Source organism: Paraburkholderia sp. A1RI_3L (genome assembly GCF_048957895.1).
Classification (GTDB): domain Bacteria; phylum Pseudomonadota; class Gammaproteobacteria; order Burkholderiales; family Burkholderiaceae; genus Paraburkholderia; species Paraburkholderia kururiensis.
The window spans coordinates 318,391-344,032 of sequence record NZ_JARCHA010000001.1 but is presented as its reverse complement, the minus strand read 5'-3'; the positions used below and the strand labels follow the sequence as shown (position 1 = coordinate 344,032).

Annotated in this window: 25 protein-coding genes; 18 read left to right on the top strand and 7 right to left on the bottom strand. The window is 64.7% G+C overall.

Annotated elements, in window-relative coordinates; translation table 11 throughout:
• Positions 1 to 139 precede the first annotated feature (139 nt).
• The 18 genes from flgC (at position 140) to fliR (ending at position 16,951) form a co-directional block, all read left to right on the top strand.
• Positions 140 to 565, top strand: coding sequence for a flagellar basal body rod protein FlgC (flgC, locus tag PXJ20_RS01670; RefSeq protein WP_017772137.1), 426 nt, complete (start codon positions 140 to 142; stop codon positions 563 to 565).
• Between the two features lie 44 nt (positions 566 to 609).
• Positions 610 to 1,332 (top strand): flagellar hook assembly protein FlgD, encoded by a 723-nt coding sequence (locus PXJ20_RS01665; protein WP_017772136.1) that lies wholly within the window; start codon positions 610 to 612, stop codon positions 1,330 to 1,332.
• An 82-nt stretch (positions 1,333 to 1,414) separates the two neighbouring features.
• Positions 1,415 to 2,920 (top strand): flagellar hook protein FlgE, encoded by a 1,506-nt coding sequence (locus PXJ20_RS01660; protein ID WP_017772135.1) that lies wholly within the window; start codon positions 1,415 to 1,417, stop codon positions 2,918 to 2,920.
• A gap of 17 nt (positions 2,921 to 2,937) precedes the next feature.
• Positions 2,938 to 3,696: a flagellar basal-body rod protein FlgF gene (gene flgF, locus PXJ20_RS01655; protein ID WP_017772134.1), complete on the top strand. Its 759-nt coding sequence runs from the start codon at positions 2,938 to 2,940 to the stop codon at positions 3,694 to 3,696.
• A 40-nt stretch (positions 3,697 to 3,736) separates the two neighbouring features.
• The gene (flgG, locus tag PXJ20_RS01650) at positions 3,737 to 4,525 is read left to right on the top strand and encodes a flagellar basal-body rod protein FlgG (RefSeq protein WP_017772133.1); all 789 of its coding nucleotides are present in this window, start codon (positions 3,737 to 3,739) and stop codon (positions 4,523 to 4,525) included.
• A gap of 71 nt (positions 4,526 to 4,596) precedes the next feature.
• A complete protein-coding gene (flgH, locus tag PXJ20_RS01645; protein ID WP_017772132.1) occupies positions 4,597 to 5,283 on the top strand; it encodes a flagellar basal body L-ring protein FlgH in 687 nt (228 codons plus the stop codon).
• Between the two features lie 2 nt (positions 5,284 to 5,285).
• Positions 5,286 to 6,476: a flagellar basal body P-ring protein FlgI gene (locus tag PXJ20_RS01640; RefSeq protein WP_421030016.1), complete on the top strand. Its 1,191-nt coding sequence runs from the start codon at positions 5,286 to 5,288 to the stop codon at positions 6,474 to 6,476.
• A gap of 12 nt (positions 6,477 to 6,488) precedes the next feature.
• Complete coding sequence (flgJ, locus tag PXJ20_RS01635; RefSeq protein WP_126878136.1) at positions 6,489 to 7,421, top strand: flagellar assembly peptidoglycan hydrolase FlgJ; 933 nt, start codon at positions 6,489 to 6,491, stop codon at positions 7,419 to 7,421.
• A gap of 428 nt (positions 7,422 to 7,849) precedes the next feature.
• A complete protein-coding gene (locus tag PXJ20_RS01630; RefSeq protein WP_421030015.1) occupies positions 7,850 to 8,620 on the top strand; it encodes a flagellar brake protein in 771 nt (256 codons plus the stop codon).
• Between the two features lie 222 nt (positions 8,621 to 8,842).
• Complete coding sequence (gene flgK / locus PXJ20_RS01625) at positions 8,843 to 10,807, top strand: flagellar hook-associated protein FlgK (RefSeq protein ID WP_199544500.1); 1,965 nt, start codon at positions 8,843 to 8,845, stop codon at positions 10,805 to 10,807.
• An 11-nt stretch (positions 10,808 to 10,818) separates the two neighbouring features.
• Positions 10,819 to 12,039 (top strand): flagellar hook-associated protein FlgL, encoded by a 1,221-nt coding sequence (gene flgL, locus PXJ20_RS01620; protein WP_126878139.1) that lies wholly within the window; start codon positions 10,819 to 10,821, stop codon positions 12,037 to 12,039.
• Between the two features lie 368 nt (positions 12,040 to 12,407).
• On the top strand, positions 12,408 to 12,908 hold the full coding sequence (gene fliL / locus PXJ20_RS01615; protein WP_026120910.1) for a flagellar basal body-associated protein FliL: 501 nt from the start codon (positions 12,408 to 12,410) through the stop codon (positions 12,906 to 12,908).
• A gap of 78 nt (positions 12,909 to 12,986) precedes the next feature.
• A complete protein-coding gene (fliM, locus tag PXJ20_RS01610; RefSeq protein ID WP_126878204.1) occupies positions 12,987 to 13,985 on the top strand; it encodes a flagellar motor switch protein FliM in 999 nt (332 codons plus the stop codon).
• Positions 13,978 to 14,424 carry a flagellar motor switch protein FliN gene (fliN, locus tag PXJ20_RS01605; RefSeq protein WP_017772123.1) on the top strand — a complete coding sequence of 149 codons (447 nt, stop codon included), beginning with the start codon at positions 13,978 to 13,980 and terminating at the stop codon, positions 14,422 to 14,424. Before fliM ends, fliN begins: the two co-directional genes overlap by 8 nt.
• The gene (gene fliO, locus PXJ20_RS01600) at positions 14,421 to 14,981 is read left to right on the top strand and encodes a flagellar biosynthetic protein FliO (RefSeq protein ID WP_421030014.1); all 561 of its coding nucleotides are present in this window, start codon (positions 14,421 to 14,423) and stop codon (positions 14,979 to 14,981) included. Before fliN ends, fliO begins: the two co-directional genes overlap by 4 nt.
• On the top strand, positions 14,982 to 15,794 hold the full coding sequence (fliP, locus tag PXJ20_RS01595; RefSeq protein WP_017772121.1) for a flagellar type III secretion system pore protein FliP: 813 nt from the start codon (positions 14,982 to 14,984) through the stop codon (positions 15,792 to 15,794). It begins immediately after the preceding gene.
• A gap of 26 nt (positions 15,795 to 15,820) precedes the next feature.
• Positions 15,821 to 16,090, top strand: coding sequence for a flagellar biosynthesis protein FliQ (gene fliQ / locus PXJ20_RS01590; RefSeq protein WP_017772120.1), 270 nt, complete (start codon positions 15,821 to 15,823; stop codon positions 16,088 to 16,090).
• Between the two features lie 78 nt (positions 16,091 to 16,168).
• The gene (fliR, locus tag PXJ20_RS01585; protein WP_017772119.1) at positions 16,169 to 16,951 is read left to right on the top strand and encodes a flagellar biosynthetic protein FliR; all 783 of its coding nucleotides are present in this window, start codon (positions 16,169 to 16,171) and stop codon (positions 16,949 to 16,951) included.
• 86 nt (positions 16,952 to 17,037) lie between these two features.
• Here the strand turns inward: fliR and PXJ20_RS01580 are convergent, their stop codons facing one another.
• The 7 genes from PXJ20_RS01580 to fliG form a co-directional block, all read right to left on the bottom strand.
• The gene (locus tag PXJ20_RS01580) at positions 17,038 to 17,649 is read right to left on the bottom strand and encodes a hypothetical protein (protein WP_277597010.1); all 612 of its coding nucleotides are present in this window, start codon (positions 17,647 to 17,649) and stop codon (positions 17,038 to 17,040) included.
• A 9-nt stretch (positions 17,650 to 17,658) separates the two neighbouring features.
• Positions 17,659 to 19,908: a peptidase M23 gene (locus tag PXJ20_RS01575; RefSeq protein ID WP_421030013.1), complete on the bottom strand. Its 2,250-nt coding sequence runs from the start codon at positions 19,906 to 19,908 to the stop codon at positions 17,659 to 17,661.
• Positions 19,909 to 20,302: 394 nt separating this feature from the next.
• Complete coding sequence (locus PXJ20_RS01570; protein ID WP_421030012.1) at positions 20,303 to 21,922, bottom strand: flagellar hook-length control protein FliK; 1,620 nt, start codon at positions 21,920 to 21,922, stop codon at positions 20,303 to 20,305.
• 81 nt (positions 21,923 to 22,003) lie between these two features.
• Positions 22,004 to 22,453, bottom strand: coding sequence for a flagellar export protein FliJ (fliJ, locus tag PXJ20_RS01565; RefSeq protein WP_277597006.1), 450 nt, complete (start codon positions 22,451 to 22,453; stop codon positions 22,004 to 22,006).
• Positions 22,454 to 22,455: 2 nt separating this feature from the next.
• Complete coding sequence (fliI, locus tag PXJ20_RS01560; RefSeq protein ID WP_026120908.1) at positions 22,456 to 23,949, bottom strand: flagellar protein export ATPase FliI; 1,494 nt, start codon at positions 23,947 to 23,949, stop codon at positions 22,456 to 22,458.
• Positions 23,946 to 24,626: a flagellar assembly protein FliH gene (gene fliH / locus PXJ20_RS01555; RefSeq protein WP_017772113.1), complete on the bottom strand. Its 681-nt coding sequence runs from the start codon at positions 24,624 to 24,626 to the stop codon at positions 23,946 to 23,948. The genes fliI and fliH overlap by 4 nt, the downstream gene beginning before the upstream one ends.
• A complete protein-coding gene (fliG, locus tag PXJ20_RS01550; RefSeq protein WP_026120907.1) occupies positions 24,619 to 25,614 on the bottom strand; it encodes a flagellar motor switch protein FliG in 996 nt (331 codons plus the stop codon). The genes fliH and fliG overlap by 8 nt, the downstream gene beginning before the upstream one ends.
• Positions 25,615 to 25,642: the final 28 nt, after the last annotated feature.

Sequence of the window (25,642 nt, the reverse complement as noted above, 5' to 3'; positions counted from 1 at the left end):
AGGCAAGAGACAAATCGCTACGGGAAAGCAGGCGGGCCGTGCGCAGGAGGCACCGGAAGCGCGAAAGCGCAAAGGTGACAGGCGCGGCCCGCCACAACCGCCGGCCAACGCAGGCCGGCAACGAGAGGTGAGATTCGCCATGCCATCGCTGATGAACATCTTTAGCGTCGCCGGCTCTGCGCTGTCCGCGCAGTCGGAGCGGCTCAACGTGACCGCGTCGAACCTCGCGAACGCGGACAGCACGACGGGACCGGACGGCAAGCCGTACAAGGCCAAGCAGGTCGTCTTCGCGGTGCAGCCGCTGGGCGGCGCGCGCACGCAGAGCGGCCAGCAGGTGGGCGGCGTGCAGGTGACGGGCGTGGTCGACGACCCGACGCCCATGAAGACTTCCTACGACCCCGGCAACCCGGCGGCGGACGCGAACGGCTACGTGACCTTGCCGAACGTGGATCCGGTGCAGGAAATGGTGAACATGATTTCGGCGTCGCGCTCGTACCAGGCGAACGTGGAAACCCTGAACACCGCCAAGACGCTGATGCTCAAGACGCTCACTATCGGCACCTGAACCGGCACCTGAATCGGCACCTGAAGAACAGACGGAGAACCGCCTTGACCACCCAGACCACGATCGGCAGCAACGGCACGACCATTTCGCAGACGCTGCTCGACACCATGAACGGCACTTCGAGCGCAAGCAGCTCGTCGTCGAGTTCGTCCAGCACGTCGAGCACGTCGCCCACCGCGCTGCAGAACACGTTCCTGCAACTGCTCATCGCGCAGATGAAGAACCAGGACCCGACCAACCCGATGGACAGCTCGCAGATGACCTCGCAGCTCGCCCAGATCAACACGGTGACGGGCATCAGCCAGCTCAACACGTCGCTCAGCTCGCTCGCCACGCAACTGAATGCGAGCCAGCAGGGCCAGGCGGCGCTCCTGATCGGCTCCACGGTGCTCGCGCCGGGATCGACCTCGACGGTGGCGAGCGGCAAGGCATCGGCCATCGGCTTGCAGGTGGCCACCGCGGCGAGCAACGTGCAGATCACCATCAAGAACTCGTCGGGCCAGGTGGTCAACACGATCAACGTGGGCAGCGTGCCGGCAGGCGTCACGCCCATTTCGTGGACGCCCACCGATGCGCAGGGCAACACGCTCGCCGACGGCACGTACACCATCAGCGCGACCGGCACGATTGCCGGCAAGTCGGGCTCGCCCACCACGCTGTCGGCCGCCACGGTGCAAAGCGTCGTGCAGCAGACGGACGGCACGCCGGGCCTCGTGCTCTCGAACGGCAACACGATCGGCATGACGGGCGTGGCCGCGATCCTGTAAGGCGCGCGCCACAGGGCTCCCGGAGCTCTCAGGCAGATTCACAGCACAGTATTCATCGATATATCCCGATACGGAGATCGTCATGGGTTATCAACAAGGTTTGAGCGGTTTGTCGAGCGCGTCCAACGACCTCGACGTGATCGGCAACAACATCGCGAACGCGAACACGATCGGCTTCAAGCAGGGCGCGGCGGTTTTCGCGGATGTCTACGCGAACTCGGTGGCCACGGCGGTCAACAACCAGATCGGCCTCGGCTCGCGCCTTGCGGCCGTGCAGCAGCAGTACAGCCAGGGCACGATCACCACGACCAACCAGGCGCTGGACGTGGCGATCAACGGCAACGGCTTCTTCCAGATGTCGAACAACGGCACGCTCACGTACTCGCGTAACGGCGTGTTCCAGCTGGACAACCAGGGCTATATCACCGACACCAGCGGCCTCAAGCTGATGGGCTACGCCGCGAGCAACGGCGGCGTCATCAACACGGCCAGCACGGTGCCGCTGCAGGTGCCCACCACCAACATCGCGCCCACGGCCACCAGCGTGATTACCGGCCAGTTCAACCTGAACGCGCAGGATTCGCTCATGCTGGGCGCGCCCACCGTGGCCGTGACGACCACGGGTTCGCTCGCCACCAGCGGCTCCACCATCACGAACGGCGCCACGGGCACGAACCTGGACCACTACACGATCAACTTCACGTCGCCCACCACCTACACGGTGACGGACACGACCACGGGCGTGACCGGCTCGGCGCAGACCTACAGCACGGGCGCGGCGATTTCGCTCGGCACGGGCCAGACCGTCACGCTGACGGGCACCCCGGTTGCGGGCGACAGCGTGGCCATTACGCCGAACCCCACCGCGTTCAACGCCAACAGCGCGAGCACGTACAACTACCCGACCTCGATTCAGGCGTACGACTCGCTGGGCGGCACGCAGACGGTGGACCTGTACTTCGCGAAGACGGGCGTGGGCGCATGGACCGTGTACGGCGGCGTGGCCGGCGGCACGATCTCGAAGATCGGCACGGCCACGTTCAATTCGTCCGGCACGCTGGTGAGCACGACGGATGCCTCGGGCGCCGCGACCACCACGCCGCTCGCGTTCAACTTCACGATTCCGACCAGCGACGGTTCGTCCACGCCGCAGTCGCTCACGTTCAACATCGCGGGCACGACGCAGTTCGGCGGCAAGGACGGCACCAACAACCTGACGCAAGACGGCTTTGCGGCAGGCCAGCTGACCAACTTCACGGTGGGCACGGACGGCACGCTCACGGGCAACTACTCGAACGGCAAGACCCAGGCGCTGGGCCAGGTCGTGCTTGCCAACTTCAACAACCCGAACGGCCTTGTCGATCTGGGCAACAACCAGTACGAAGCCACCTCGGCCTCGGGCGTGGCGCAGATCTCCGCGCCGGGCAGCACGAACCACGGCACGCTGCAAGGCGGCGCGGTGGAAAACTCGAACGTCGACCTGACGAGCGAGCTGGTGAACCTGATCACGGCGCAGCGCAACTACCAGGCGAACGCGCAGACGATCAAGACCCAGCAGACCGTCGACCAGACGCTCATCAACCTGTAATACCTGGCGGCCTCATCATGGACCGGCTGATCTATACCGCGATGACGGGCGCCACCCAGGCGCTCGAGCAGCAGGCTGTCGTCGCGAACAATCTGGCGAACGTCTCCACGACGGGCTTTCGCGCGCAGCTTGCCGCGTTTCGCGCCGTGCCGATGTCGTTCGGCGACGGCAACACGGTGAACACGGACACCACGCGCACCTTCGTGCTGGCGTCCACGCCCGGCGCGGACTACACGCCGGGCCCGATCCAGCAGACCGGCAATCCGCTCGACGTCGCGGTGCAGGGCCCGGGCTGGCTCACGGTGCTCGACAACAACGGCAACGAGGCCTACACGCGCGCGGGCAACCTGCACGTGGACACCAACGGCCAGATCGTCAACGCGATGAACCAGCCGGTGGTGGGCGGCGGAGGCCCGATTTCGGTGCCGCCGGGCTCGGAAGTCACCATCGGCAAGGACGGCACGGTGTCCGCGCTGATTCCGGGCGACCCGCCCACGACCATCGTCAACGTGGATCAGCTGAAGCTCGTGAACCCGGACCCGGCCTCGCTCAAGCACGGCGACGACGGCCTCTACCGCACGGCGGACGGCAATCCCGCCGACGCGGACCAGAACGTCGTGCTCGCGCCGCAGTCGCTGGAAGGCAGCAACGTGAACCCGGTCTCCGCCATGGTGGCGATGATCACGAACGCGCGGCAGTTCCAGATGCAGACCAAGCTGCTCGAATCGGCCAGCCAGAACGAACAGTCCGCCAACCAGTTGCTCAACTTCAGCTGACGGGCTCGCCCGCAAGCCAGCCCACAGGAGAAGATTCAAAGTGAACCGCTCACTCTATATCGCCGCTACCGGCATGAATGCGCAGCAGGCGCAGATGGATGTCATCTCGAACAACCTCGCGAACGTCAGCACCAATGGCTTCAAGGGCTCGCGCGCGGTGTTCGAAGACCTGCTTTACCAGACCATCCGCCAGCCGGGTGCGAACTCCACGCAGCAGACCGAGCTGCCCTCGGGCATCCAACTCGGCACCGGCGTGCAGCAGGTCGCCACGGAACGCCTCTACACGCAGGGCAACCTGCAGCAGACCGGCAACTCGAAGGACGTCGCCATCAACGGCGCGGGCTTCTTCCAGGTGCAGATGCCCGACGGCACGAACGCCTACACGCGCGACGGCTCGTTCCAGACCAACGCGCAGGGCCAGCTCGTGACCTCGAGCGGCTACCAGATCATTCCGGCCATCACGATTCCGCAGAACGCCACGTCGATGACTATCGGCAGCGACGGTGTGGTGTCGGTCACGACGGCGGGCTCGAACAATACGCAGCAGATCGGCTCCATCCAGCTCGCCACGTTCATCAACCCGACGGGCCTCGAAGCCAAGGGCGAAAACCTGTTCGCCGAAACGGCGTCGTCGGGCGCGCCCAACGTGACCACGCCGGGCCTGAACGGCGCGGGCTCGCTCAACCAGGGCTACGTGGAAGCGTCGAACGTGAACGTGGTGCAGGAACTGGTCAACATGATCCAGACCCAGCGCGCGTACGAGATCAACAGCAAGGCCGTGACCACGTCCGACCAGATGCTGCAGACGCTCTCGCAGATGCCGGTGTAATGGTCTGATTCGGGTCTGATTCGGGCCTGATCGTGGCCCGGGTCCGGCTGAAAGTGCAGGAAGGACGAAGGATGTCGCAATTCATTGAAACTACGCGGGTGAAGGCCCTCTCGGGCGCGGTGTTGCTGGCCGCGCTCGCGGGCTGCGCGCTCGTGCCGAAGCAGCCCATCGTGCAGCAGCCCATGACGGCTGTGCCGCCGATGCCGCCGCAGTCGCAGAGCCCGGGCTCGATCTACAACCCGGGCTACGCGGGGCGGCCGCTCTTCGAAGACCAGCGTCCGCGCAATATCGGCGACATCCTCACCATCGTCATTTCGGAAAACATCAACGCCACGAAGTCGTCGGGCACGGGCACCGGCCGCAACAGCGCGACCGACTTCAACGTGCCCACGGTCGGCTTCATGGGTGGCATCTTCGGCAAGGCCAAGCTTTCCGCCACGGGCGACAACACGTTCAAGGCAACGGGCGGCGCGAACGCGTCGAACACGTTCAACGGCACGATCACCGTGACCGTCACGAACGTGCTGCCGAACGGCAACCTGGTAGTGAGCGGCGAGAAGCAGATGCTCATCAACCAGGGCAACGAATTCGTGCGTTTTTCCGGCGTCGTGAATCCGAACACGATTTCGGGCCTCAACTCCGTGTATTCCACCCAGGTGGCGGACGCGAAGATCGAATACTCCGCCAAGGGCTACATCAACGAGGCGGAAAACATGGGCTGGCTGCAGCGTTTCTTCCTGAACGTGGCGCCGTGGTGATCATGAGCTTCACTCTCTTTTCCGCCTGCCGCCGTCTGGGTGCCGCCGCTTTTGCCGGCGCGGCGCTTGTGCTCGCGGTCGGGCTTGGCCTGGGCGCCACTGCGCCGGCAGCGCACGCCGAGCGCCTCAAGGACCTCGTGCAGATCCAGGGCGTACGCGACAACCCGCTGATCGGCTACGGCCTCGTGGTGGGTCTGGACGGCACGGGCGACCAGACTTCGCAGACGCCGTTCACGACGCAGACGCTCGCGAACATGCTCGCGAACCTGGGCATCTCGATCAACAACCAGTCGGCGGGCTCGGGCAGTTCCGGTTCGTCGTCGCTGTCGAACATGCAGCTGAAGAACGTTGCCGCCGTGATGGTGACGGCGACGCTGCCGCCGTTCGCCCGGCCGGGCGAGGCCATCGACGTGACCGTGTCGTCGCTCGGCAATGCCAAGAGCCTGCGCGGCGGCACGCTGCTGCTCACGCCGCTCAAGGGCGCGGACGGCCAGGTCTATGCGCTCTCGCAAGGCAACGTGGCCGTGGGCGGCGCCGGCGCGAGCGCCAACGGCAGCCGCGTGCAGGTGAACCAGCTGGCCGCGGGCCGCATTGCGGCGGGCGCCATCGTGGAGCGTTCGGTGCCCACGTCCGTTTCGCAGGCGGGCACCATGCAGCTCGAACTCAACGACATGGACTACGACACCACGCAGCGCATCGTGGCCGCCGTCAACAACGCGTTCGGCGGCGACACCGCCGTGGCGCTGGACGGCCGCACGATCCAGCTGCGCGCGCCGACGGACAGTGCGCAGCAGGTCGCCTTCATGGCCCAGTTGCAGAACCTCGACGTGACGCCGGCCAAGGCTGCGGCGAAGGTGATTCTCAACGCGCGCACGGGCTCCATCGTGATGAACCAGATGGTCACGCTGCAAAGCTGCGCGGTGGCGCACGGCAACCTTTCGGTGGTCGTGAACACGCAGCCGGTGGTAAGCCAGCCGGGGCCGTTCTCGAACGGTCAGACCGTGGTGGCGCAGCAGTCGCAGATCCAGCTCAAGCAGGACAACGGGGCGTTGCGGCTCGTGACTGCGGGCGCGAACCTGGCCGACGTGGTGAAGGCGCTCAACGCGCTGGGCGCGACGCCGGCCGACCTGATGTCGATCTTGCAGGCCATGAAGGCTGCGGGCGCGCTGCGCGCCGACCTCGAGATCATTTGACGGGAGCATGAGTTGAATTCCGATCCGTCTCTGAAGGCCAACGACCTTAGCCAGCGCTTCGCGCTCGACGTGCAGGGCTTCGACGCCCTGCGTGCCCAGGCGAAGAACTCGCCGCAGGCCAGCCTCAAAATGGCCGCGCAGCAGTTCGACGCTGTCTTCACGCAGATGATGCTGAAGAGCATGCGCGATGCGACGCCCTCCGACGGCCCGCTCGATTCGCACGACGGCGCCACGTTCACGTCGATGCTCGACCAGCAGCTTTCGCAGCAGATGTCGTCGAAGGGCATTGGCGTGGCCGACGCGCTTTTCAAGCAGCTTTCGCGCAACGCCGGCTTGCAGGGCGGCGACGCCAACGCGGGCAACACCGCGGCGCTTTCCGCGCTTTCGAAGGCGTTCGCCAATCCGTCCTCCAACGGCGCGCTTGCCACGGGCAAGGGCTACACGGGCAACAGCGCGCTCACGCCGCCGGTGCGCGGCGACGGCTCGTCGCCGAAGATCGACGCCTTCGTCGACAAGCTGGCCGCGCCGGCTCAGGCGGCGAGCGCGGCGACCGGTATTCCGGCGCGTTTCATCATCGGCCAGGCGGCGCTCGAATCGGGCTGGGGCAAGCGCGAGATCATGAACCGCGACGGCACCTCGAGCCACAACGTGTTCGGCATCAAAGCCACCAAGGACTGGACGGGCAAAACCGTCTCCACGGTCACCACCGAATATGTGAACGGCCGCCCGCAGCGCGTGGTGGAGAAGTTCCGCGCCTACGACTCCTACGAGCAGGCGATGACCGACTACGCGAGCCTCCTGAAGGACAACCCGCGCTACGCACAGGTGCTGAACTCGTCGCACGACGTGAACGGCTTTGCGCAAGGCATGCAGCGCGCGGGCTACGCAACGGACCCGCACTACGCGAAAAAGCTCATCTCGATCATGCAGAAGATGACTGCCTGAGCGAGCGCAGGAACGACCGGAAAGAAACGGCCAGCAGCGCAAGGCCGCAGTCAGGCCACACGAAAACACGCGACGGGGCCATGTCGTGAGAAGAAGACGGTGCAGGCCCGTCGTTGCTCGACGCCGAAAGGCGGCGGGCGACGGCGGGCCGAGCCGCATCCGCAAGGCATAGGTTTCAGGGCATAAGGGACTGTTCTCCGCGCGCCGCCGGACGCTTTAACGTTTGCGCCAAATATTTGCCACACAGGCCCTAAACTTTGGCCTTATCCTGCCGCTAATCAGACAAACCAGCGACCGCGCGGAGTGTCTCCGCATGGTCGGACGCGTGCCGAAAGACCGCGGAGACCGGCGCCGAGGGGGCACGGCTCCCGGGGCGGGCGCCCGGCTCAGACCTCCCGCGTCGCACGAACATGCACATCGGCAAGGCCATGGATACCACCCAGTCAAATGGAGAAAACGCCGAAGCGAACGGCGCTTCGGAGGCAGACGACGCTCACGACTTCGGGCGGCGCAACCCGCTGGAAATCGGCGTGCAGTTGCGCAACCTCGTGAACCGCGGCGACTTTCTCACCGTGCAGTACAAGGGCGGCCAGCTCGTCACGCGGCTGCTCGACGTGGACGTGCGCGGCCGCGTCTTCACCTTCGACTGGGGCGCCGTGGAGGCGCACAACAACGGTCTGCTCGCGGCGCCGCGCTCCCAGTTCCACGCCTCGCCCGACGGCGTGCGCATGGAGTTTTCCACGCCCACGCCGCGCCAGACGCGTTTCGAAGGCCTGCCTGCCTTCGAAGCCGACTTTCCCGAAGTGCTCTATTACGTGCAGCGGCGCGAGTATTTCCGCGTGGAGACGCCGTTGCTGGAACCGTACCTGTGCCACGGCCGGTTCCCCGAAGGCGAGCCGTTCCGCTTCGAGGTGCACGACATCTCGCTGGGCGGCGTGGGCATGCGCACCACGGACGAACGCGTCGTGGGCCTGCCCATGGGCGTGACCCTGATGGACTGCGAACTCGCGCTCGGTCCGCAGGGCACGCTCTCGCTCGACTTGCAGCTTGTTTCGCACCGCATGTTCGACCTGCCCAACGGCTCGCAGCGCTATCAGCTCGGTTTCCGTTTCGTGACGCTGCCCGGCAGTGCCGAGAACACGCTGCAGCGGCTCATTACGCAGCTGGAAATGAAACGCCGTTCGCTCGTGCGGGCCTGAAACTCCGCCTGAACGCGCAGATAGCCGTACCCGGCAGTACCGGTTTCAACCTTATCGTCTTTCCCGCGCGGTCATGCCCGCCGCATGACCGCCGCGCGTGTCGCCATTCCTTTCCGAAAATTCTGCCGGCGCCCTAAAACTTTCCGCGCCAAGGCCGATAAACACGCTGTTATCGCCATAACAGGACGAGTACGCGCGAAAGCGCCGAGGGACCACGGAACAATGTCCAGCAACCTCTTCAATATCGGCTTGAGCGGTCTGAATGCCGCTCAATGGGGCCTCACCACCACGGGCCAGAACATCAGCAACGCGTCCACGCCGGGCTATTCGGTGGAGCGGCCTGTCTACGAGGAAACCGCGGGGCAGTACACGTCGTCGGGATTCCTGCCGCAGGGCGTCTCCACGGTTACGGTGCAGCGCCAGTACAGCCAGTACCTGAGCACGGAACTCAACAGCGCGCAGTCGCAAAGCGGTTCGCTCACGGCTTACTACAACATGATCGCGCAGCTCAACAACCTGGTCGGCAGCCCGACCACGGGTATTTCGAGCGCGATCACGTCGTATTTCACGGGCCTGCAAGGCGTGGCCAACAGCGCGTCGTCGCTGTCGGCGCGGCAGACCGCGATGAGTTCGGCGCAGTCGCTTGCCGCGCAGATCAACGCGGCGGGCGCCCAGTACGACCAGATGCGCCAGAGCGTGAACACGCAGTTGACCGACGTCGTCTCGCAGATCAACACGTACACGAAGCAGATCGCCGACCTCAACCAGCAGATCCAGGCCGCCAACGGCTCGGGCCAGCCGCCCAACCAGCTGCTCGACCAGCGCGACCAGGCAGTGTCGAGCCTCTCGCAACTGGTCGGCGTTCAGGTGGTGCAGAACTCGAGCGGCTACAGCGTCTTCATGGCGAGCGGCCAGCCGCTCGTCGTCGGCACGGGTACGTACAACCTCTCCGCGGTCACGTCGCCGTCGGACCCGAGCGAGCTTTCCATCTCCATTCAGGCCGCTTCCAGCTCGGGCGCGTCCAACCCCGCCACCTTGCTGCCCGATAACCTCGTGAGCGGCGGCACGCTGGGTGGCCTGCTTGCGTTCCGCAGCCAGACGCTGGACCCGGCCGAAGCGCAACTGGGCGCCATTGCGACCAGCTTCTCGGCGCAGGTGAACGCGCAAAACGCGCTCGGCCTCGACATGAACGGCAACCCGGGCACGGCGCTCTTCACGGTGGGCAGCCCGACGATCTACGCGAACCAGAACAACACCGGCAGCGCCACGCTGGGCGTGACGCTCGCCAACGCTTCGCAGCCCACGACGGGCGACTACACGCTCTCGTACGACGGCAGCGCGTACAAGCTCACGGACAACGCCACGGGCGCCATGATCGGCTCGGCCACGAGCCTTGCGAGCCCCATCGGCGGCTTGCAGTTCTCGCTTACGGGCACCATGAACGCCGGCGATTCGTTCGACGTGCAGCCCACGCGCGGCGCGCTTAACGGCTTCGCGCTCGCCACCACGAACTCGACCGCGATTGCAGCGGCTTCGCCCGTGCTGGCCTCCGCGCCCACCACCAACACGGGCACGGGGACGATCACGCAAGGCGCAGTCAGCGCGGGCTACGTGCTGCCGTCCACGTCGACCACGCTCACCTACAGCTCGGCCTCGGGCGGCATCTCGGGCTTCCCGGCGGGCTCCACGGTGAACGTGAACGGCACCAACTACACGATTGCCAGCGCCGCCACCGTGGTGCCGTATTCGTCGTCCACGGGCGCTTCGATCTCCGTGAGCGGCAGCACCATGAACGCGGTGAGCTTCTCGATTTCCGGCACGCCCGCCAATGGCGACACGTTCACCATCGCGAAGAACACGGGCGGCGGCAACGACGGACGCAACGCCCTGCTGCTGTCGAATCTCGTGTCGGCCAAGCAGCTGAACGGCGGCACCTCGACGCTCACGGACGCCTATTCGGGCTACGTGAACACGATCGGCAACCAGACGAACCAGGTGCAGGCGGCGAACACGGCGCAGACCACGCTCGTCACGCAGATCAGCTCGGCGCAGCAGTCGGTCTCGGGCGTGAACATCAACGAAGAAGCAGCCAACCTGTTGCAGTACCAGCAGCTCTACCAGGCGAACAGCAAGGTGATCCAGACGGCTTCCACGCTGTTCCAGACGCTGCTCGGCATTTTCCAGTGAGGCAATAGGCCATGCGCATCTCGACGACCCAGCTTTTCGGCCTGAACGTTCAGCAGATGAACGATCAGCAAAGCGAACTCGCGCAGCTGTACCAGCAGATCGCGAGCGGCCAGGCGATCACCACGCCGTCGGACAACCCGCTTGGCGCGTCCCAGGCCGTGCAGCTCTCCATGCAGGCTTCGGAGCTCTCGCAGTACACGAGCAACCAGAGCACCGCGCTCACCTCGCTGCATGCGGAAGATTCCACGCTCTCCAGCGTGAGCACCGTCTTGCAGAGCGTCAACACGCAGCTCGTGCACGCGGGCGACGCCTCGCTCAGCGACTCGAACCGCGGCGCCATCGCGCAGGACCTGATCGGCCTGAAGAACCAGCTGCTCGGTCTCGCGAACGCCAACGACGGGCAGGGCAACTACCTGTTCGCGGGCTTCCAGACCACCTCGCAGCCGTTCAGCACCAACGCGGCGGGCACGGTGAGCTACAACGGCGATACCGGCGTGCGCTCCATCCAGGTGACGAGCAGCCACCAGGTCGCCGTGAGCGACAGCGGCGCTTCCGTGTTCCTTTCCGTCGCGGCGGTGGGCACGACCTCCATCTCGGCGGGCTCGGCCAGCAACACGGGCACGGGTGTGGTCGGCACGGTGAGCACGCTCAACGCCTCGAATCCGGCGAACCAGGACAAGTACACGATCACGTTCGCGGGCTCCGGCGCTTCGAGCACCTACACGATCACGGACAACACCACCGGCACGACGGGTGCGGCGCAACCGTACTCGGCGGGCTCGGCGATCACGCTGGGCGGCCAGAGCGTCTCGATCACGGGCGCGCCCGCTGCGGGCGACACGTTCACCGTGACGCCGGCCACCCAGGCGGGCACGGACATCTTCTCGTCCATCGACGCCGCCATCGCCGCGTTGCAGACGCCGGTGGTGGGCACGGCCGGCTCGGCGAACCTCAGCAACTCGCTTTCCACCGCGATGCAGAAAGTGCAGAACGCCATGAACAACGTGGTGACCGTGCAGGCGTCCGTGGGCGGGCGGGAGCAGGAGCTGCAGGCACTGCAGACCGTGACGCAGAACAGTTCGCTGCAGACGCAGAGCAACCTGTCCGACCTCACGCAGATCAATCTCACGAGCACCATCAGCAAGTACACGATGACCCAGTACGCGCTGCAGGCGGCCCAGCAGGGCTTCGTGAAGATTCAGGGCATGTCGCTCTTCAACTACATCAACTGAAGTCGCGGGCGCGGGGCCGGGTGAGCCGAAGCCGGCCGCCCGGCGCGCCGAGCAGCCCGCCCAGCGCACCACGCAGCCCGCCCAGCGCACCGTGCGGCCCGTATCAGATCTTTGGCTGGTTGGTCTCTACCGGCCGCCACCTGTCGTATTCCACCGCCGCTTCGGGGGCTTTTCGACCTGCTTTCCGGTCCGACCCCGGCCGGCTCCCGCTACCCGCGGGAACCGGCCAACCGCGCGGCGCCCCGCCTGGCACTGTTCTCGACAAAACCACGAGCTAACCGCAAATCCCCCTTCTTTTCCCCTCATCGCGGAAGGCTAAAAGCCAGAACAATGCAAGGTACCAGCACTAATGCAACACCTTGAGCGAAATGGCCACCACACCCGCATCCCAGGCAGCAGCAGTCCCGTCGGCGAAATCCGGCAAGATGAAGCGCATTCTCGTGATCGCCGTGATCGCGATACTGGCCGCCGGTGTGGCGGGCGGCGCGACCTGGTTCTTCATGTCGCGGCATCCGGCTGCGCCCGCTGCGGCTACGCCTGTGCCGCCGCCCGCGCCCGTGTTCTTCCCGCTCGAGCCGATGACGGTGAACCTGCAGTCCGACGACGGCGAAACGCATTACCTGCGCATCGGCCTCACGCTGAAGCTCGCGGACCAGAAGACCCAGGACAAGCTCACCGAGCACATGCCCGAGATTCGCAGCCGTGTGCTGCTCGCGCTGTCGAACAAGCATCCGCAGGATCTCGCGCCGCTCGAAGGCAAGCGCGCGCTTGCCGAGGAACTCAAGACGCTGATCGCACAGCCCACCGAGGCCGGCAGTGCACCCGTGCACGTGCAGGACGTGCTGTTCACCGAATTCGTCGTGCAATAAAGACGGGCGAATCATGACGTTCTGCGCAGATCCAGCCGGTTCACGCCTCTATCGCGAGGAGTCGCACGCATCATGACTATGGGTCACGACGAATTCATGTCGCAGGAGGAGGTGGATGCCCTCCTCAAAGGCGTCACAGGCGAGACCGACCAGGATGCTAGCCAGGCCGAGAACAAGGGCGTTCGCCCTTACAACATCGCGACGCAGGAACGCATCGTTCGCGGCCGGATGCCCGGCCTCGAAATCATCAACGACCGTTTCGCGCGGCTGCTGCGCGTCGGCATTTTCAACTTCATGCGACGCAGCGCCGAGATTTCGGTAGGCCCGGTGAAGGTGCAGAAGTACAGCGAGTTCACCCGCAACCTGCCCATTCCGACCAACCTGAACCTCGTGCACGTGAAGCCGCTGCGCGGCACGTCGCTGTTCGTGTTCGACCCGAACCTCGTGTTCTTCGTGGTGGACAACCTGTTCGGCGGCGACGGGCGCTTTCACACGCGCGTGGAAGGCCGCGACTTCACGCAGACCGAACAGCGCATCATCAGCAAGCTGCTGCATCTCGTGTTCGAGCACTACACGACCGCGTGGAAGAGCGTGCGCCCGCTGCAGTTCGAATTCGTGCGCGCGGAAATGCACACGCAGTTCGCCAACGTCGCCACGCCCAACGAAATCGTGATCGTCACGCAGTTTTCGATCGAGTTCGGCCCGACGGGCGGCACGCTGCACATCTGCATGCCGTATTCGATGATCGAGCCGATTCGCGACGTGCTCTCTTCGCCCATCCAGGGTGAGGCGCTCGAAGTGGACCGCCGCTGGGTGCGCGTGCTCTCGCAGCAGGTGCAGTCGGCGGAAGTGGAGCTCACGGCGGACCTCGCGCAGATTCCCGTGACGTTCGAGCAGATTCTCAACATGCGCGCGGGCGACGTGCTGCCCATCAACATTCCCGAGCACATCGTCGCGAAGGTGGACGGCGTGCCGGTGATGGAATGCGGTTACGGAATTTTCAATGGTCAATATTCGCTGCGCGTCCAGAAGATGATCAGCGCGGCGGATACGATGAAGGAAGGTGGATATGAGTGACCTCAACGCAACGCCGGCTCCCGTCGAGCCGCCGCTTACGACGCCGGGCGTGGAAGCCGAAGAGGCCTCGCTCGACGATTGGGCGAGCGCGCTGGCCGAACAGAACGGCAACGAAGTGAACCCGGCCGCAGCGGGCGTGTTCCAGCCGCTTTCGAAGGTGGAGCCCAGCACCACGCGCAACGACATCGACATGATTCTGGACATTCCCGTCCAGATGACCGTCGAGCTGGGCCGCACGAAGATTGCCATTCGCAACCTGCTGCAACTCGCGCAGGGGTCGGTGGTGGAGCTGGACGGCCTCGCCGGCGAACCGATGGACGTGCTCGTGAACGGCTGCCTGATCGCCCAGGGCGAAGTGGTGGTGGTGAACGACAAGTTCGGCATTCGCCTGACCGACATCATCACGCCGTCCGAGCGCATCCGGAAGCTGAACCGATGAAGTACGCAGCAGTCCGCCGCGCGTTGGGCGCGGCGGTGGTTCTCGCGGCCGCCATGCCGCACGCGCTTCTCGCCGCGGACATGAACGCGGTGAACAACGCCGCGAAGATTGCGTCCAGCGTGGGTGCGGGCAGTGCGGTGCCGTCGCTTGGCGTGGGCGCCGTGTTGCAGACCATCGTCGGGCTCGTGGTGGTGGTGGCGCTGGTGTTCGGCTGCGCGTGGCTCGCGCGACGCTTCGGCCTTCAGCCCTCGCAGCGCGGCGGGCTCGTGAAGACGATTGGCGGCGCGTCGCTGGGCGGCAAGGAACGTGTGGCTGTGGTGGAAGTGGGCGACACGTGGCTCGTACTGGGCGCCGCGCCCGGCAACGTGCGGCTGCTTCATGCGATGCCTGCGGGCAGTGCGGGTGTGGCGGGCTCCGTTGCCGCAGGCAGTGCTCAATCAGGTATGCAACCCGGCGCGGCCGGCGAACTTCCCGGCACCTTCGGACAGCGCTTTCGCGATGCCTTGAAAGGCGAAGTGGGCAAACGTTTCAGCCGGCGCGACGGCGGAGAGCAGTAAATGCAGTTCAACCGATTTCCCCTGCGCGGCGCAGCCACGCTGATCCGCCGCGCCGCGCCTGCGCTTGTGCCTGGCCTCCTGCCGGCGCTGCTGCTGGCCGTCATGCTGGCGCTTCCCTCGCGTTCCTTCGCGCAGGCCACGGGTTTGCCGGCCTTCACCACGAGCCCGGGGCCGAACGGCGGCACCACGTATTCGCTGAGCGTGCAGACCATGCTGCTGCTCACGATGCTGTCGTTCCTGCCGGCGATGGTGCTGATGATGACGAGCTTCACGCGCATCATCATCGTGCTTTCGCTGCTGCGCCAGGCGCTGGGCACGGCGACCACGCCGCCCAACCAGGTGTTGGTGGGTCTCGCGCTCTTCCTCACGATGTTCGTGATGTCGCCGGTACTCGACAAGGCTTATACCGACGGCTACAAGCCGTTCTCCGACGGCACGCTGCCCATGGAGCAGGCCGTGTCGCGCGGCGTGGCGCCGTTCAAGACCTTCATGCTGCGCCAGACCCGCGAAACCGACCTCGCGCTCTTCGCGAAGATCTCGCACGCCGCGCCCATGCAAGGCCCCGAGGACGTGCCGCTGTCGCTCCTCGTCCCCGCCTTCGTGACGAGCGAGTTGAAGACGGGCTTCCAGATCGGCTTCACGATCTTCATTCCGTTTCTCATCATCGACATCGTGGTGGCGAGCGTGCTGATGTCCATGGGCATGATGATGGTGTCGCCTTCCACGATCTCGCTGCCGTTCAAGCTCATGCTGTTCGTGCTGGTGGACGGGTGGCAACTGCTCATCGGGTCGCTCGCGCAGAGCTTCACCTGAAGACAGGCATTTCAAGGAACACGACGATGACACCCGAATCCGTCATGACACTCGCGCACGAGGCGATGTACGTCGCGCTGCTGCTCGCGTCGCCGCTCTTGCTCGTGTCGCTCGTGGTGGGTCTCGTGGTGAGCCTTTTCCAGGCCGCCACGCAGATCAACGAAACCACGCTCTCGTTCATTCCGAAGCTGATCGCCATTGTGATTACGCTTGTGATCGCCGGGCCGTGGATGCTCTCCACCATGCTCGACTACATGCGCCACATGTTCACGAGCGTGCCGGCCATTGCCGGCTGAGTCGCGCGGCGCTTGTTGCCTCCTTTCGCCGGTCCTTTTCTTTTTTTGCCGCCCATTCTGTCGCCGCGTGCGTAACCGATGTTTTCCGTCACCTATGCCCAGCTGAACACGTGGCTCACCGCGTTCCTGTGGCCGTTCGTGCGCATTCTCGCGTTCGTGGCCACGGCGCCGGTGGTGGGCAACGCGGCGGTGCCGGTGCGGGTGAAGGTGGGGCTCGGGGCGTTCATCACGCTGATCGTGGCGCCCGCGCTGGGCGCCATGCCGCAGGACACGGTCTTCTCCGCCGCAGGCATCTGGATTCTGGTGAACCAGTTTCTGATCGGCATTTCGCTCGGCTTTGCGATGCAGCTCATCTTTTCGACTATCGAAATGGCGGGCGGCATCATGGGGCTCAGCATGGGCCTCGGCTTTGCGACGTTCTTCGATCCGCACTCGAGCGGCGCGTCCGAAGTGCTTTCGCGCTACCTCAACGCCATCGCGTTGCTCGCTTTCCTCGCCTTCGACGGGCACCTCCAGGTGGTCAATGCGCTCATCGCGACGTTCCAGTCCATGCCGGTATCGGCGAACGTGCTCGGGGCGCCGGGCTGGCGCGCGTTGGCCGGATGGGGCTCGATGGTGTTCTCGGCAGGGCTGCTGCTGGCCTTGCCCGTGGTGGCGGCGCTGCTCATTGCGAACCTTTCGCTTGGCATCCTGAACCGCGCTGCACCGCAAATCGGTATTTTCCAGATCGGGTTCGCGGTGACCTTGCTGGTGGGCCTGCTGCTCGTGCAATTGATGCTGCCGAACATGATCCCGTTCTTCGGGCGCCTGTTCGATAGTGGGGTCGAGCAGATGGGGAGGGTGGCGGTGGGGTTTAGGTAGGGGGGGCTTGCATCTTTTCAACGATGCCGTGAGATCGCTGGTAACTCCAAAAACGATACTGTAGCGTCACCGCGTCAATCATCGGTTTACGGGGTCGTGGTTGAGCTTTCGAAACTAAATGATAAAAACAAGCTTCTATACAATGCAGCCTTATCATTTTTAGTCATCCTCGCTCCTGTATATTGAATGTAAGATACTGAGCGGGAATCATTTCCGGCCGCAAAAATTGTCTCTTCGGTCTCATTTAGTCGAAGCATATTTTTCGTCGGCTTTAATGCCGAATAACGCAACACATACACCTCGCCCCCTGGAATTTGAAAATGCTCATTTGATACCAAATTAAACATCCCCGGTCGCTCTAGCCCCTCGCTTGTCTTAATTTGAGCAAGACTATCTCCCAAAGACTTGCCTTTAACTGCAAGCACGAAATCCGTCAGCCAACGCCAATCGTCCGCCGTGGAAGGAGGATTGGGTCTACGTTTTATTTTTAAATCTCCGGTATAACGAAACGCGATATAGCACTCGTTGTTGCCAGAAATTTTTGCGCCATTTATCTCGACATATTCCAAGCCATTCGGCACCAGGAAAGTTGCATGGCAGTCATCCCGCGAGATACGCTCAGGCTCCTTGCCATTCGCAACAGTGATTGCAACTGCAAGTGCAGAAATGCCAAGAGCGGTAAAAATCGTTATTTTCATATGATGCCATCAAATTGTCGGTTTGTAGTCAGAATTCTGAGCGACTTCATCATTCAGTTCGTAAAAAGCATTTCTAAATCCCTGGCTTCGCCATTCCAAGGAAAGCCCCGCCGGGTTAACACATTTCGTCACCTGAAGTATTGCCTTGTTGTCCGCCCCTTGATCTGACCAGTAATTAATACTCAGTTTACCCAATGGCATAAACTTCTTTCTATGGGTCTCCGGATCTTTAACTAGCTGGAGCCTTTGTTTCTGCACCCAGTACCAACCTGACGCATCACATGTGCAGTATGGATCCGTTGAGATTAGAGAGCTAGTTTCATCATTGTTAAATGTCATGCGGCGATACGAGCCATAGCTCTCGTAATTTGATCTCCCGGTAATCTGAATAATGCCGCGCCCCTTGAATCGAATGCCGTCGCCTCTTACGGTATTGCCGACCGCATCTCCCTCCGGATGACCGGGCTCATATTTATCAAAATATTCCGGCCTGCCCCCTTCGACCATAAATTCCAGGCGGCCTGTTTCCGCTGTCAGCTGACCGAAAAGATGAGCAAGACGCAGGCTGCTGGACGATATTCCGTATTTCCGCGCAACGATCTGAAAATTAGGATGTAGATTTGCCGGGCGCCGTTCTGCTGTCTCGGTAAGTCGCTTGATCACCTCAGACTTCGAAAGAGGGACGACCTCACGGTTGTGGTCTCTAATCGTCTTACGGATACAGCGAACCGTCTCCCCCTTACTCAACCACCCACACTTCCTGAAATGCCGGATAAACGCGAGCGGATGAAAGAACCAGAGCTTCTGCCCCGCAGGCAATCCCGTCACGTCCCAGAACTGGAGTTCCTTGAGGTACTTCAGAAAATCCTCGTAGCCCTTCTGGTTGCCGTGATAGAACCCGCCTTCGTCGAGCAGCCTCGCGAAGCGCGTCTCGTTGTGCGTGCTATCCCATTCGCTTGGCGCGTTGCAGATGAATCCGCGCAGGGCCCGACGTACCTCCTCATGGCCCTTCACATAGTACGAAAGCGCGTCTGCCTTCTGGACTTCAGTGGCTTCCTTCACGACTGTGGGCTGCTCGCTGGCCGCAGCGTCCCTGACGAGCTTCTTCAACAGGTCGACATCGCACAGGCCGTCACTGCCAAAAGGTGTATTGCCGTCGCTGATCTTCTGCCAGCCCATGAAGGACGGGAAATCCGCGTCAGAAAGTTTCCTGACCTCTTCCTTGCTGATATCGATGTAACCCTGCTTCCCCGTGTCGTAGGGTATCTGCACCCACGTCGCACGGACTGCCTCCGGGAGGGTCGCAGGCGTGGACAGAATGCGCCCGAAGCGCAGCATCTCGTATCCGTCGCTCGGGCAGGCTTCGTAGAGCGCCGTTGCACGATGGTACAGATCGTATTCGTAGTCCTTTTCCTCGACCGGCTCTGGCGTCAGAAGTGTGCGCGAGCCGTCCGCAGCAACGCTCCAGACGTTGATGTACTTCGCCCCCTTGCTGAAGTACATCTCGACGACAAGGGGCAGGGCGTTCGTGCCTGCGAGGCCGGCCTTGAAAGCGATGCCGTGGAGTTTGCCGTGCGCGTCCGCTCCCGGCGGCAATGCGTAAAACTGCTGCCCTGCTGGAATGGTGAGACAGGTATGCCCCCAGCAGTCCGACGTTGTCGCCGTTCCCGGCGAGGCCACTCCGAGTTGCGTGTGCCCGAAATACGCATCGAAATCGCCCGGCGTCATGAAGATCTCGAAGTGCAGGTAGGTGACGCCCTGATAGCGGCCGAGAAAACCCAGCACATCCTTGCGCCGCACCTTCTGGCCATTCCCCTTCGCCGCAGGCGTGACCTTCCCGCGGGTATCCGGGCCGGACGGCTTGTGCAGGAACGCCGGTAGCCGGGCTCCGTCGTGTCCGAACGTGTGGTATTCCGCAAGCGGCAGCAGGTGCATGTAGAGCGAATAGAACGTCAGCGTGCGTCCGTCGCCGGTTTCGGTCGAGTGTTTGAGCAGCACGAAACCCGCATTGCCGTTGCCGTCATCCATCGCGTGCTGGCAGACGCGGTATGCCACCACCTCGCCGTCGGCGATGGCATGGACCGGGCCGTGCATGTCCGGCGCAAGATGGGCGCCGCAATGCCAGCTCCGGTCGGCTGCGACCGGATAGATGCCGTGCGCCAGCTCGAACCTGTCGAGGGCATCCATCATCGGGTCCGGCTTCGAGCCACCGGTGGAGGTGAGTCCCGATGCGGGCAGAAAGGGTGGGCTGATGATCATGACGTGTCAGTTCGTATGGGGAGGACGCTCGTTGACCTTGAGGTCGCTTTTCGGCAAGACGGGCAACGGGCCGGATTAAGCCGGCTAACCGTAGCAGTGACGGGGTGGGACATTGTCACTAATGGTCAAAGTCCAGCCAGCCTTTACCTCGCGCGATCATTGCTGGCGGATGTCATACCCAACGCATGCTGTTAAGCGCGCCCCTTAATCGAACAAATGTGACCGCGATGCTTGATAGGCGAGAGGCGAGAGGCAGCCCGCGCGCATTGCGCGGCGTCATTGGAGGACGAGACGGGAGACGTGGCAGCGATAACGACGACGCTGCGAAGAAGAGAAAGATCCGGTGATCCCGAACCGAAGCGGCCCGGGATCACGGCACTGCTTTATTTACCGCTCAAACAAACGTATCGACCATCCCCACCGTCCGCCTGACCGTTGCCGTTGCGGCTCCGCTCACCGAACCGTCGTCGATTCCCGCTGTGGCCGTCACGCCGCCGTTGCCGCGGCTGCTGCCCGACGAGCCTTGTCCGTTCTGCTGCGCCTGCTGGCCGCTCTGGCGCGCAAAGCCGTCGCTCACGCTGGCGCTGCCCAAGCCGATGCCGCCAGCCTCCATCGCTTCCCGCAGCTTCGGCAGCGCGGCTTCCACGGCCTCGCGCACTTGCTGGTGCTGTGAGACGAAGAGCGCGTGCGCGTGGTTGTCGGCCACCTGGAGCACGACCTGCAACGGGCCCAGGTCCTTCGGATTGAGCGTGAGTTCCGCGGTCTGTTGGTGCGCGTTGGTGAGGAACACCACCTTCTGGCTCAGTGCGTCTTCCCAGTCGGGCGTGCCCACCTGCGGGGCGAGCGCGGCGGCGTTGGCTGCCGCAGCCATGCCCGGCTGCTGCACCACCTGGGCCGGCGCCGTGGCGGCGGCCTGGGCTGCTGCCAGCGCCTGGGCCGCATGCGCGGCGTCGGTGCCGCTCGCGGCCTGGGTGGCGTTGGTTTGCGCCGCGCTCGAATTCGAGGCCAGCGCGTCGGCCATGGTCTTCGCGGTGGCGTCGGCTGTGACTGCCGTCGTTGCGGCGCTCGTGCCGCCGGCATTCGTCTGCGCGTCCTTGGCTGCGTTGTGCGCGTCGGTGAAAGCGTTGGTCCACGCAGCGCCCTTGGCGTTGCCGTGGCCGCTCGCGAGTCCGAAGCCGTTGGCTGCGGACCCGTTGCCGCTGTCGGCCGTGCCGGCGCCCGCGGTGCCCGCGCCCGACGCCTGGAGCGCTGCGCCCTGGCCGTTGGTGATCGAGGCAAGGGCGGCTTGCAGGGCATCGCGTACCGACTTCGGATCGCTTGCCGTTGCCGTGGTTTTGCCTGCGCTCGCGGTGCCCGCTGCGCCTGCGCTCGCGTTGCCTGCATTGCCCGCCGCGCCGGCCGCGGCTGTCGCAGCGATGCCTGCGAGCGTCGCCGTGGGGCTGTTCGTGTCGCTGCTCGACGCGGTGTCGTTGCCCGCGTTCGCTTGAGCTTGAGCCTGCGCCTGGGCGGCCTGGGCCTGCGCCTGAAGCTGTGCCGCGACCGCTGCGGCGGCTTGCGTGGCTGCGTCGGTTGCGCTTTGCGTGCCGTCGCCTTGCGTGTGCGAATTGCCGTCGCTCGCGCTCTTCGTGCCGCTCGACGACTTGCCGGTGCCGGCCGTCGTGGTGTCCGTGGCGGCGCCCGTTTGCGCATCCGTGGTCGACTGGCTGCTGTCCGACGAAGACGACTGCGCCGCGTTCGATGCATTCGACGCCGCCTGCGCGGACGAGGAACCCGACGAAGAAGCGGTCGAAGACGACGACGCCGAAGCAGCGCTGCTCGACGCGTTGCCCGCGTTCTGCTGCGTTCTGCTGGGCGCGCTGGGCGTGCTCGAGTCCGACGACTGCGCGCCGATGCTTTGCTGCAGCGTCTGCGCGAACGACTGCGCGCTGTTCGCGGCGGCGTTGGCGGCCTGGCGGCTGGTGTTGTCACTGCTCGACCCGCCGAGCAGGGAGCTGATCAATGAAAGTGGCGACATGCTGGATTCCGTGAGTGCGTGTATCCGGTCGTGGTTACTGGTGGTTGGGCGTGGCGAATGGCATCGAGGGCGACATCCGGCTCACAGGCCTTGCGTGCGCATGCGCAGCGCACGTGCGGCGTGCTCGTCGGAGTCGCGCTGTTCGCGCCGCGCCGTGCGTTTGGCTTCGGTCGCGTCGCTGCGCGCCTGCAGCACTTCATACGAGCCCAGCTTCTGCTTCGAGCGCTGCCATTCGGGCTTCGCGGCTTCCACGCGCGCCGTGGCGGCCGCGAGCAGGCGCCGCTGCTGGTCGATGGCGGTGTCGAGCGTATCGATGAACGCCTGGAAGTTGCGCATGTTGCCCGCAGGCATGCCGTTCTGCGCGGAGTTCGTGAAGCGCGCGTGGTACTCGTCGCGGTACTGGAGCAGCGACTGCAACTGCGCCTCGATCTCGCCGCGTTCGCGCTGCACGCGTCCGAGCCGTTGGGCGGCTGCATCCACGTCGTCCTGCGCGAGGCCGATCAGCGTTTGCAGCGGAGTTTGCGGGGTCATGGTCATGCTCCTTCACCGAAGAGGGCGCCGAGCATCGCAACGCTCGACTCGAAGCTCGCGCTCTCGCGAAAGCCTTGCTGCAGGAATGCCTCGATGCGCGGGTACAGCGAGATGGCGCGGTCGAGTACCGGGTCGCGCCCGCTCGAATAGGCGCCCACGTTGATGAGGTCGCGGTTACGTTGATAGCGCGACAGCATCTGTTTGAACATGCGCGTCTTGTCGAGATGCGCGTCGTCGATCAGCGCCGTCATCGCGCGGCTGATCGAGGCTTCGATATCGATGGCGGGATAGTGGCCCGCCTCAGCCAACGCGCGGGAAAGCACGATGTGGCCGTCCAGAATGGCGCGCGCCGAGTCGGCAATCGGGTCTTGCTGGTCGTCGCCTTCGGTGAGCACGGTGTAGAACGCCGTGATCGATCCGCCGCCCGCGGGGCCGTTGCCGGTGCGCTCCACGAGCGCCGGCAGCTTCGCGAACACCGAAGGCGGATAGCCCTTCGTGGCAGGCGGCTCGCCGATGGCGAGCGCGATTTCGCGCTGGGCCATGGCGTAGCGCGTGAGCGAATCCATGAGCAGCAGCACGTGCTTGCCCTGGTCGCGGAAATATTCGGCGAGCGAGGTCGCGTACGCCGCACCCTGCATACGCAGCAGCGGCGACACGTCCGCGGGCGCGGCCACCACGACGGATCGCGCGAGGCCGTCTTCGCCCAGGATCTGCTCGATGAATTCCTTCACTTCGCGGCCCCGTTCACCGATCAGACCGATCACGATCACCTCGGCGCTCGTATAGCGCGCCATCGTGCCGAGCAGCACCGATTTACCGACGCCCGAGCCCGCGAACAAACCCATGCGCTGGCCGCGCCCCACGGTGAGGAGGGCGTTGATGGCGCGCACGCCCACGTCGAGCACCTTGTGGATGGGCTCGCGGTTCAGCGGATTGATGGAGGGCGCGGTGAGCGGCGCGTCGTTCTTCGAACCGAGCGGACCGAAGCCGTCGAGCGGGCGACCCGAGGCGTCCACCACGCGGCCCAGCAGTTCCCAGCCCACGGGCAGGCGCTTGGCGCCCGCCATCGGGTCGGCGATCGGCACCGTTTCCAGCGGATAGACGCGCGCGCCGGGCAGCAGGCCCGCCACTTCGGTGGTGGGCATGAGGAACAGCTTGTCGCCCGAGAAGCCCACCACTTCGGCTTCGGCCATCGGCAACGAACTGCCTGCGGGCAGCTCGATCATCACCTCGGCGCCTACCGAAAGACGCAGGCCCACCGCTTCGAGCACGAGGCCCGCGGCGCGCGTGAGGCGCCCGCAGGCGCGCAGCGGCAACGCGCGCGCATTGCGCTCGCGCAGGCCGTCGAGCCGGCCGCGCCACGCCTCGAGATACGGATTGGCCGCGAGCGCGGCGTCGTGCACGGGCGCCTGCGGACCGAACGACGCCAGCGCCAGCTCCTGTTCGAGCGGCGTGAGGTCGCTTGCGCGAATGGCGTCGATGGTCGGTTGCTTCACCACGTGCTCACTTTTCCAAGGGCGGCCGCCACGCGCTCCCAGCGCGTGCTGATCGCCGCGTCCACTTCACCGGTCGCCGCCTGGGCGCGGCAGCCGCCGCGTTCCATGGCCGGGTCGGTGCGCACGGTCCAGCCGCGCGTTTGCAGTTCTTCCAGCAGATACGCTTCCACCACGGGCAGGTCGGCAGGACTCACCACGAGTTGCGGGGCGCCCGCGAGCGCGGGTTCCGTGGCGAGCACTTCGCGCGCCGCCGCGATGAGTGCGGTGGGGTCGTGCTGCACGTGCTGGCGCACCACTTGCTGCGCGATGTCGAGCGCGAGCGTGACGAGCGCTTCGGCCACGTCGGCCTGCGCGCCTTCCAGCGCCTGACGGAACGTCTCCGCGAGCGCGCCGATCTGCGCGGCCTGGGCGCGCGCTTCAGTCAAGCCCTGCTCGAAGCCTTGCGCATGGCCCTGCTCGTAGCCGGCCTGGTAACCCAGCGCCTGGCCCGCGACGTGGCCCGAGGCCACGCCTTCGGCATGCGCGGCGTCGCGCAGCCGTTGGAGTTCGGCTTCGAATGCGCCGTCGTCGATGGGCTCTTCGGGAGGCGGCGGGTCGAACGACGCCATCTCCCAGCGCTGGTAGGCCGTGGCATCGCGGCGGCGGGCCGCCTCGTGCCGGGTGTCGTGCTCAGACATATGCGTCTTCTGCCTTGCCGCCAATCACGATCTGCCCGCTCTCGGCGAGATTGCGGACGACCTGCAGGATGCGGCGTTGCTGCGTTTCCACTTCGGACACGCGCACCGGGCCGCGCGCATCCAGATCTTCGGCGAGCAGCTCGGCTGCACGCTGCGACATGTTCGAGAGGAACTTCTGGCGCAGCGCGGGCGGCGCGCCCTTGAGCGCGATGATGAGCGCCTCGGACTCCACTTCCTTCAACAGCAGCTGGATCGCGCGGTCTTCCAGGTCGAGCAGGTTCTCGAACACGAACATCTGATCGACGATCTTCTGTGCGAGTTCCGCGTCGTACTGGCGCACGTTTTCGAGAATCGATTCCTCGAACTGGCTCGGCATGAAGTTGAGAATTTCCGCCGCGGTGCGGATGCCGCCCATCGGGCTGCGCTTCAGGTTGTCGCTGCCCGAGAGCAGCGTGGTCAGCACGTCGTCCAGTTCGCGCAGCGCGGCGGGCTGAATGCCGTCGAGCGTCGCGATGCGCAGCAGCACGTCGTTGCGCAGGCGGTCGCTGAAGCAGGCGGCGATCTCCGAGGCCTGGTCGCGGTCGAGGTGCACGAGAATCGTCGCGATGATCTGCGGGTGCTCGTTCTTGATGAGTTCGGCCACCGCGGCCGAGTCCATCCACTTGAGCCCTTCGATGCCGCTCGTGTCGCTGCCCTGCAGGATGCGGTCGATAATCACGCCCGCCTTGTCTTCGCCCAGCGCCTTGGTGAGCACGCTGCGAATGTATTCGCTCGAATCGAGCGAAAGCGCCGTGTGCTGTTCCGCTTCGCGCACGAATTCCTGCAGCACGTCGTCCACCTGCTCGCGCGTCACGTTCTTGAGCGACGCCATGGCGAGGCCGATCTTCTGCACCTCGCGCGGGCCGAGGAACTTGAACACCTGCGCGGCTTCTTCCTCGCCGATGGACATCAGCAGCAGTGCGCTGCGCATCACGCCTTCGTTGTTCATGGCCATTGCCTGTCAGTGTTCGTCGCCG

Excerpts from the sequence above, each read along its gene's own strand:
- fliQ (WP_017772120.1), top strand. The coding sequence starts at position 15,821 with ATGACACCCGAATCCGTCATGACACTCGCGCACGAGGCGATGTACGTC.
- flgH (WP_017772132.1), top strand. The coding sequence starts at position 4,597 with ATGTCGCAATTCATTGAAACTACGCGGGTGAAGGCCCTCTCGGGCGCG.
- fliO (WP_421030014.1), top strand. The coding sequence starts at position 14,421 with ATGAAGTACGCAGCAGTCCGCCGCGCGTTGGGCGCGGCGGTGGTTCTC.
- fliJ (WP_277597006.1), bottom strand. The coding sequence starts at position 22,453 with ATGACCCCGCAAACTCCGCTGCAAACGCTGATCGGCCTCGCGCAGGAC.
- flgL (WP_126878139.1), top strand. The coding sequence starts at position 10,819 with ATGCGCATCTCGACGACCCAGCTTTTCGGCCTGAACGTTCAGCAGATG.
- PXJ20_RS01580 (WP_277597010.1), bottom strand. The coding sequence starts at position 17,649 with ATGAAAATAACGATTTTTACCGCTCTTGGCATTTCTGCACTTGCAGTT.
- fliR (WP_017772119.1), top strand. The coding sequence starts at position 16,169 with ATGTTTTCCGTCACCTATGCCCAGCTGAACACGTGGCTCACCGCGTTC.
- PXJ20_RS01570 (WP_421030012.1), bottom strand. The coding sequence starts at position 21,922 with ATGTCGCCACTTTCATTGATCAGCTCCCTGCTCGGCGGGTCGAGCAGT.
- PXJ20_RS01630 (WP_421030015.1), top strand. The coding sequence starts at position 7,850 with ATGGATACCACCCAGTCAAATGGAGAAAACGCCGAAGCGAACGGCGCT.
- PXJ20_RS01660 (WP_017772135.1), top strand. The coding sequence starts at position 1,415 with ATGGGTTATCAACAAGGTTTGAGCGGTTTGTCGAGCGCGTCCAACGAC.
- fliL (WP_026120910.1), top strand. The coding sequence starts at position 12,408 with ATGGCCACCACACCCGCATCCCAGGCAGCAGCAGTCCCGTCGGCGAAA.
- flgC (WP_017772137.1), top strand. The coding sequence starts at position 140 with ATGCCATCGCTGATGAACATCTTTAGCGTCGCCGGCTCTGCGCTGTCC.
- fliP (WP_017772121.1), top strand. The coding sequence starts at position 14,982 with ATGCAGTTCAACCGATTTCCCCTGCGCGGCGCAGCCACGCTGATCCGC.
- fliM (WP_126878204.1), top strand. The coding sequence starts at position 12,987 with ATGGGTCACGACGAATTCATGTCGCAGGAGGAGGTGGATGCCCTCCTC.
- PXJ20_RS01640 (WP_421030016.1), top strand. The coding sequence starts at position 5,286 with ATGAGCTTCACTCTCTTTTCCGCCTGCCGCCGTCTGGGTGCCGCCGCT.
- PXJ20_RS01575 (WP_421030013.1), bottom strand. The coding sequence starts at position 19,908 with ATGATCATCAGCCCACCCTTTCTGCCCGCATCGGGACTCACCTCCACC.
- flgK (WP_199544500.1), top strand. The coding sequence starts at position 8,843 with ATGTCCAGCAACCTCTTCAATATCGGCTTGAGCGGTCTGAATGCCGCT.
- fliH (WP_017772113.1), bottom strand. The coding sequence starts at position 24,626 with ATGTCTGAGCACGACACCCGGCACGAGGCGGCCCGCCGCCGCGATGCC.
- fliN (WP_017772123.1), top strand. The coding sequence starts at position 13,978 with ATGAGTGACCTCAACGCAACGCCGGCTCCCGTCGAGCCGCCGCTTACG.
- flgF (WP_017772134.1), top strand. The coding sequence starts at position 2,938 with ATGGACCGGCTGATCTATACCGCGATGACGGGCGCCACCCAGGCGCTC.
- fliG (WP_026120907.1), bottom strand. The coding sequence starts at position 25,614 with ATGAACAACGAAGGCGTGATGCGCAGCGCACTGCTGCTGATGTCCATC.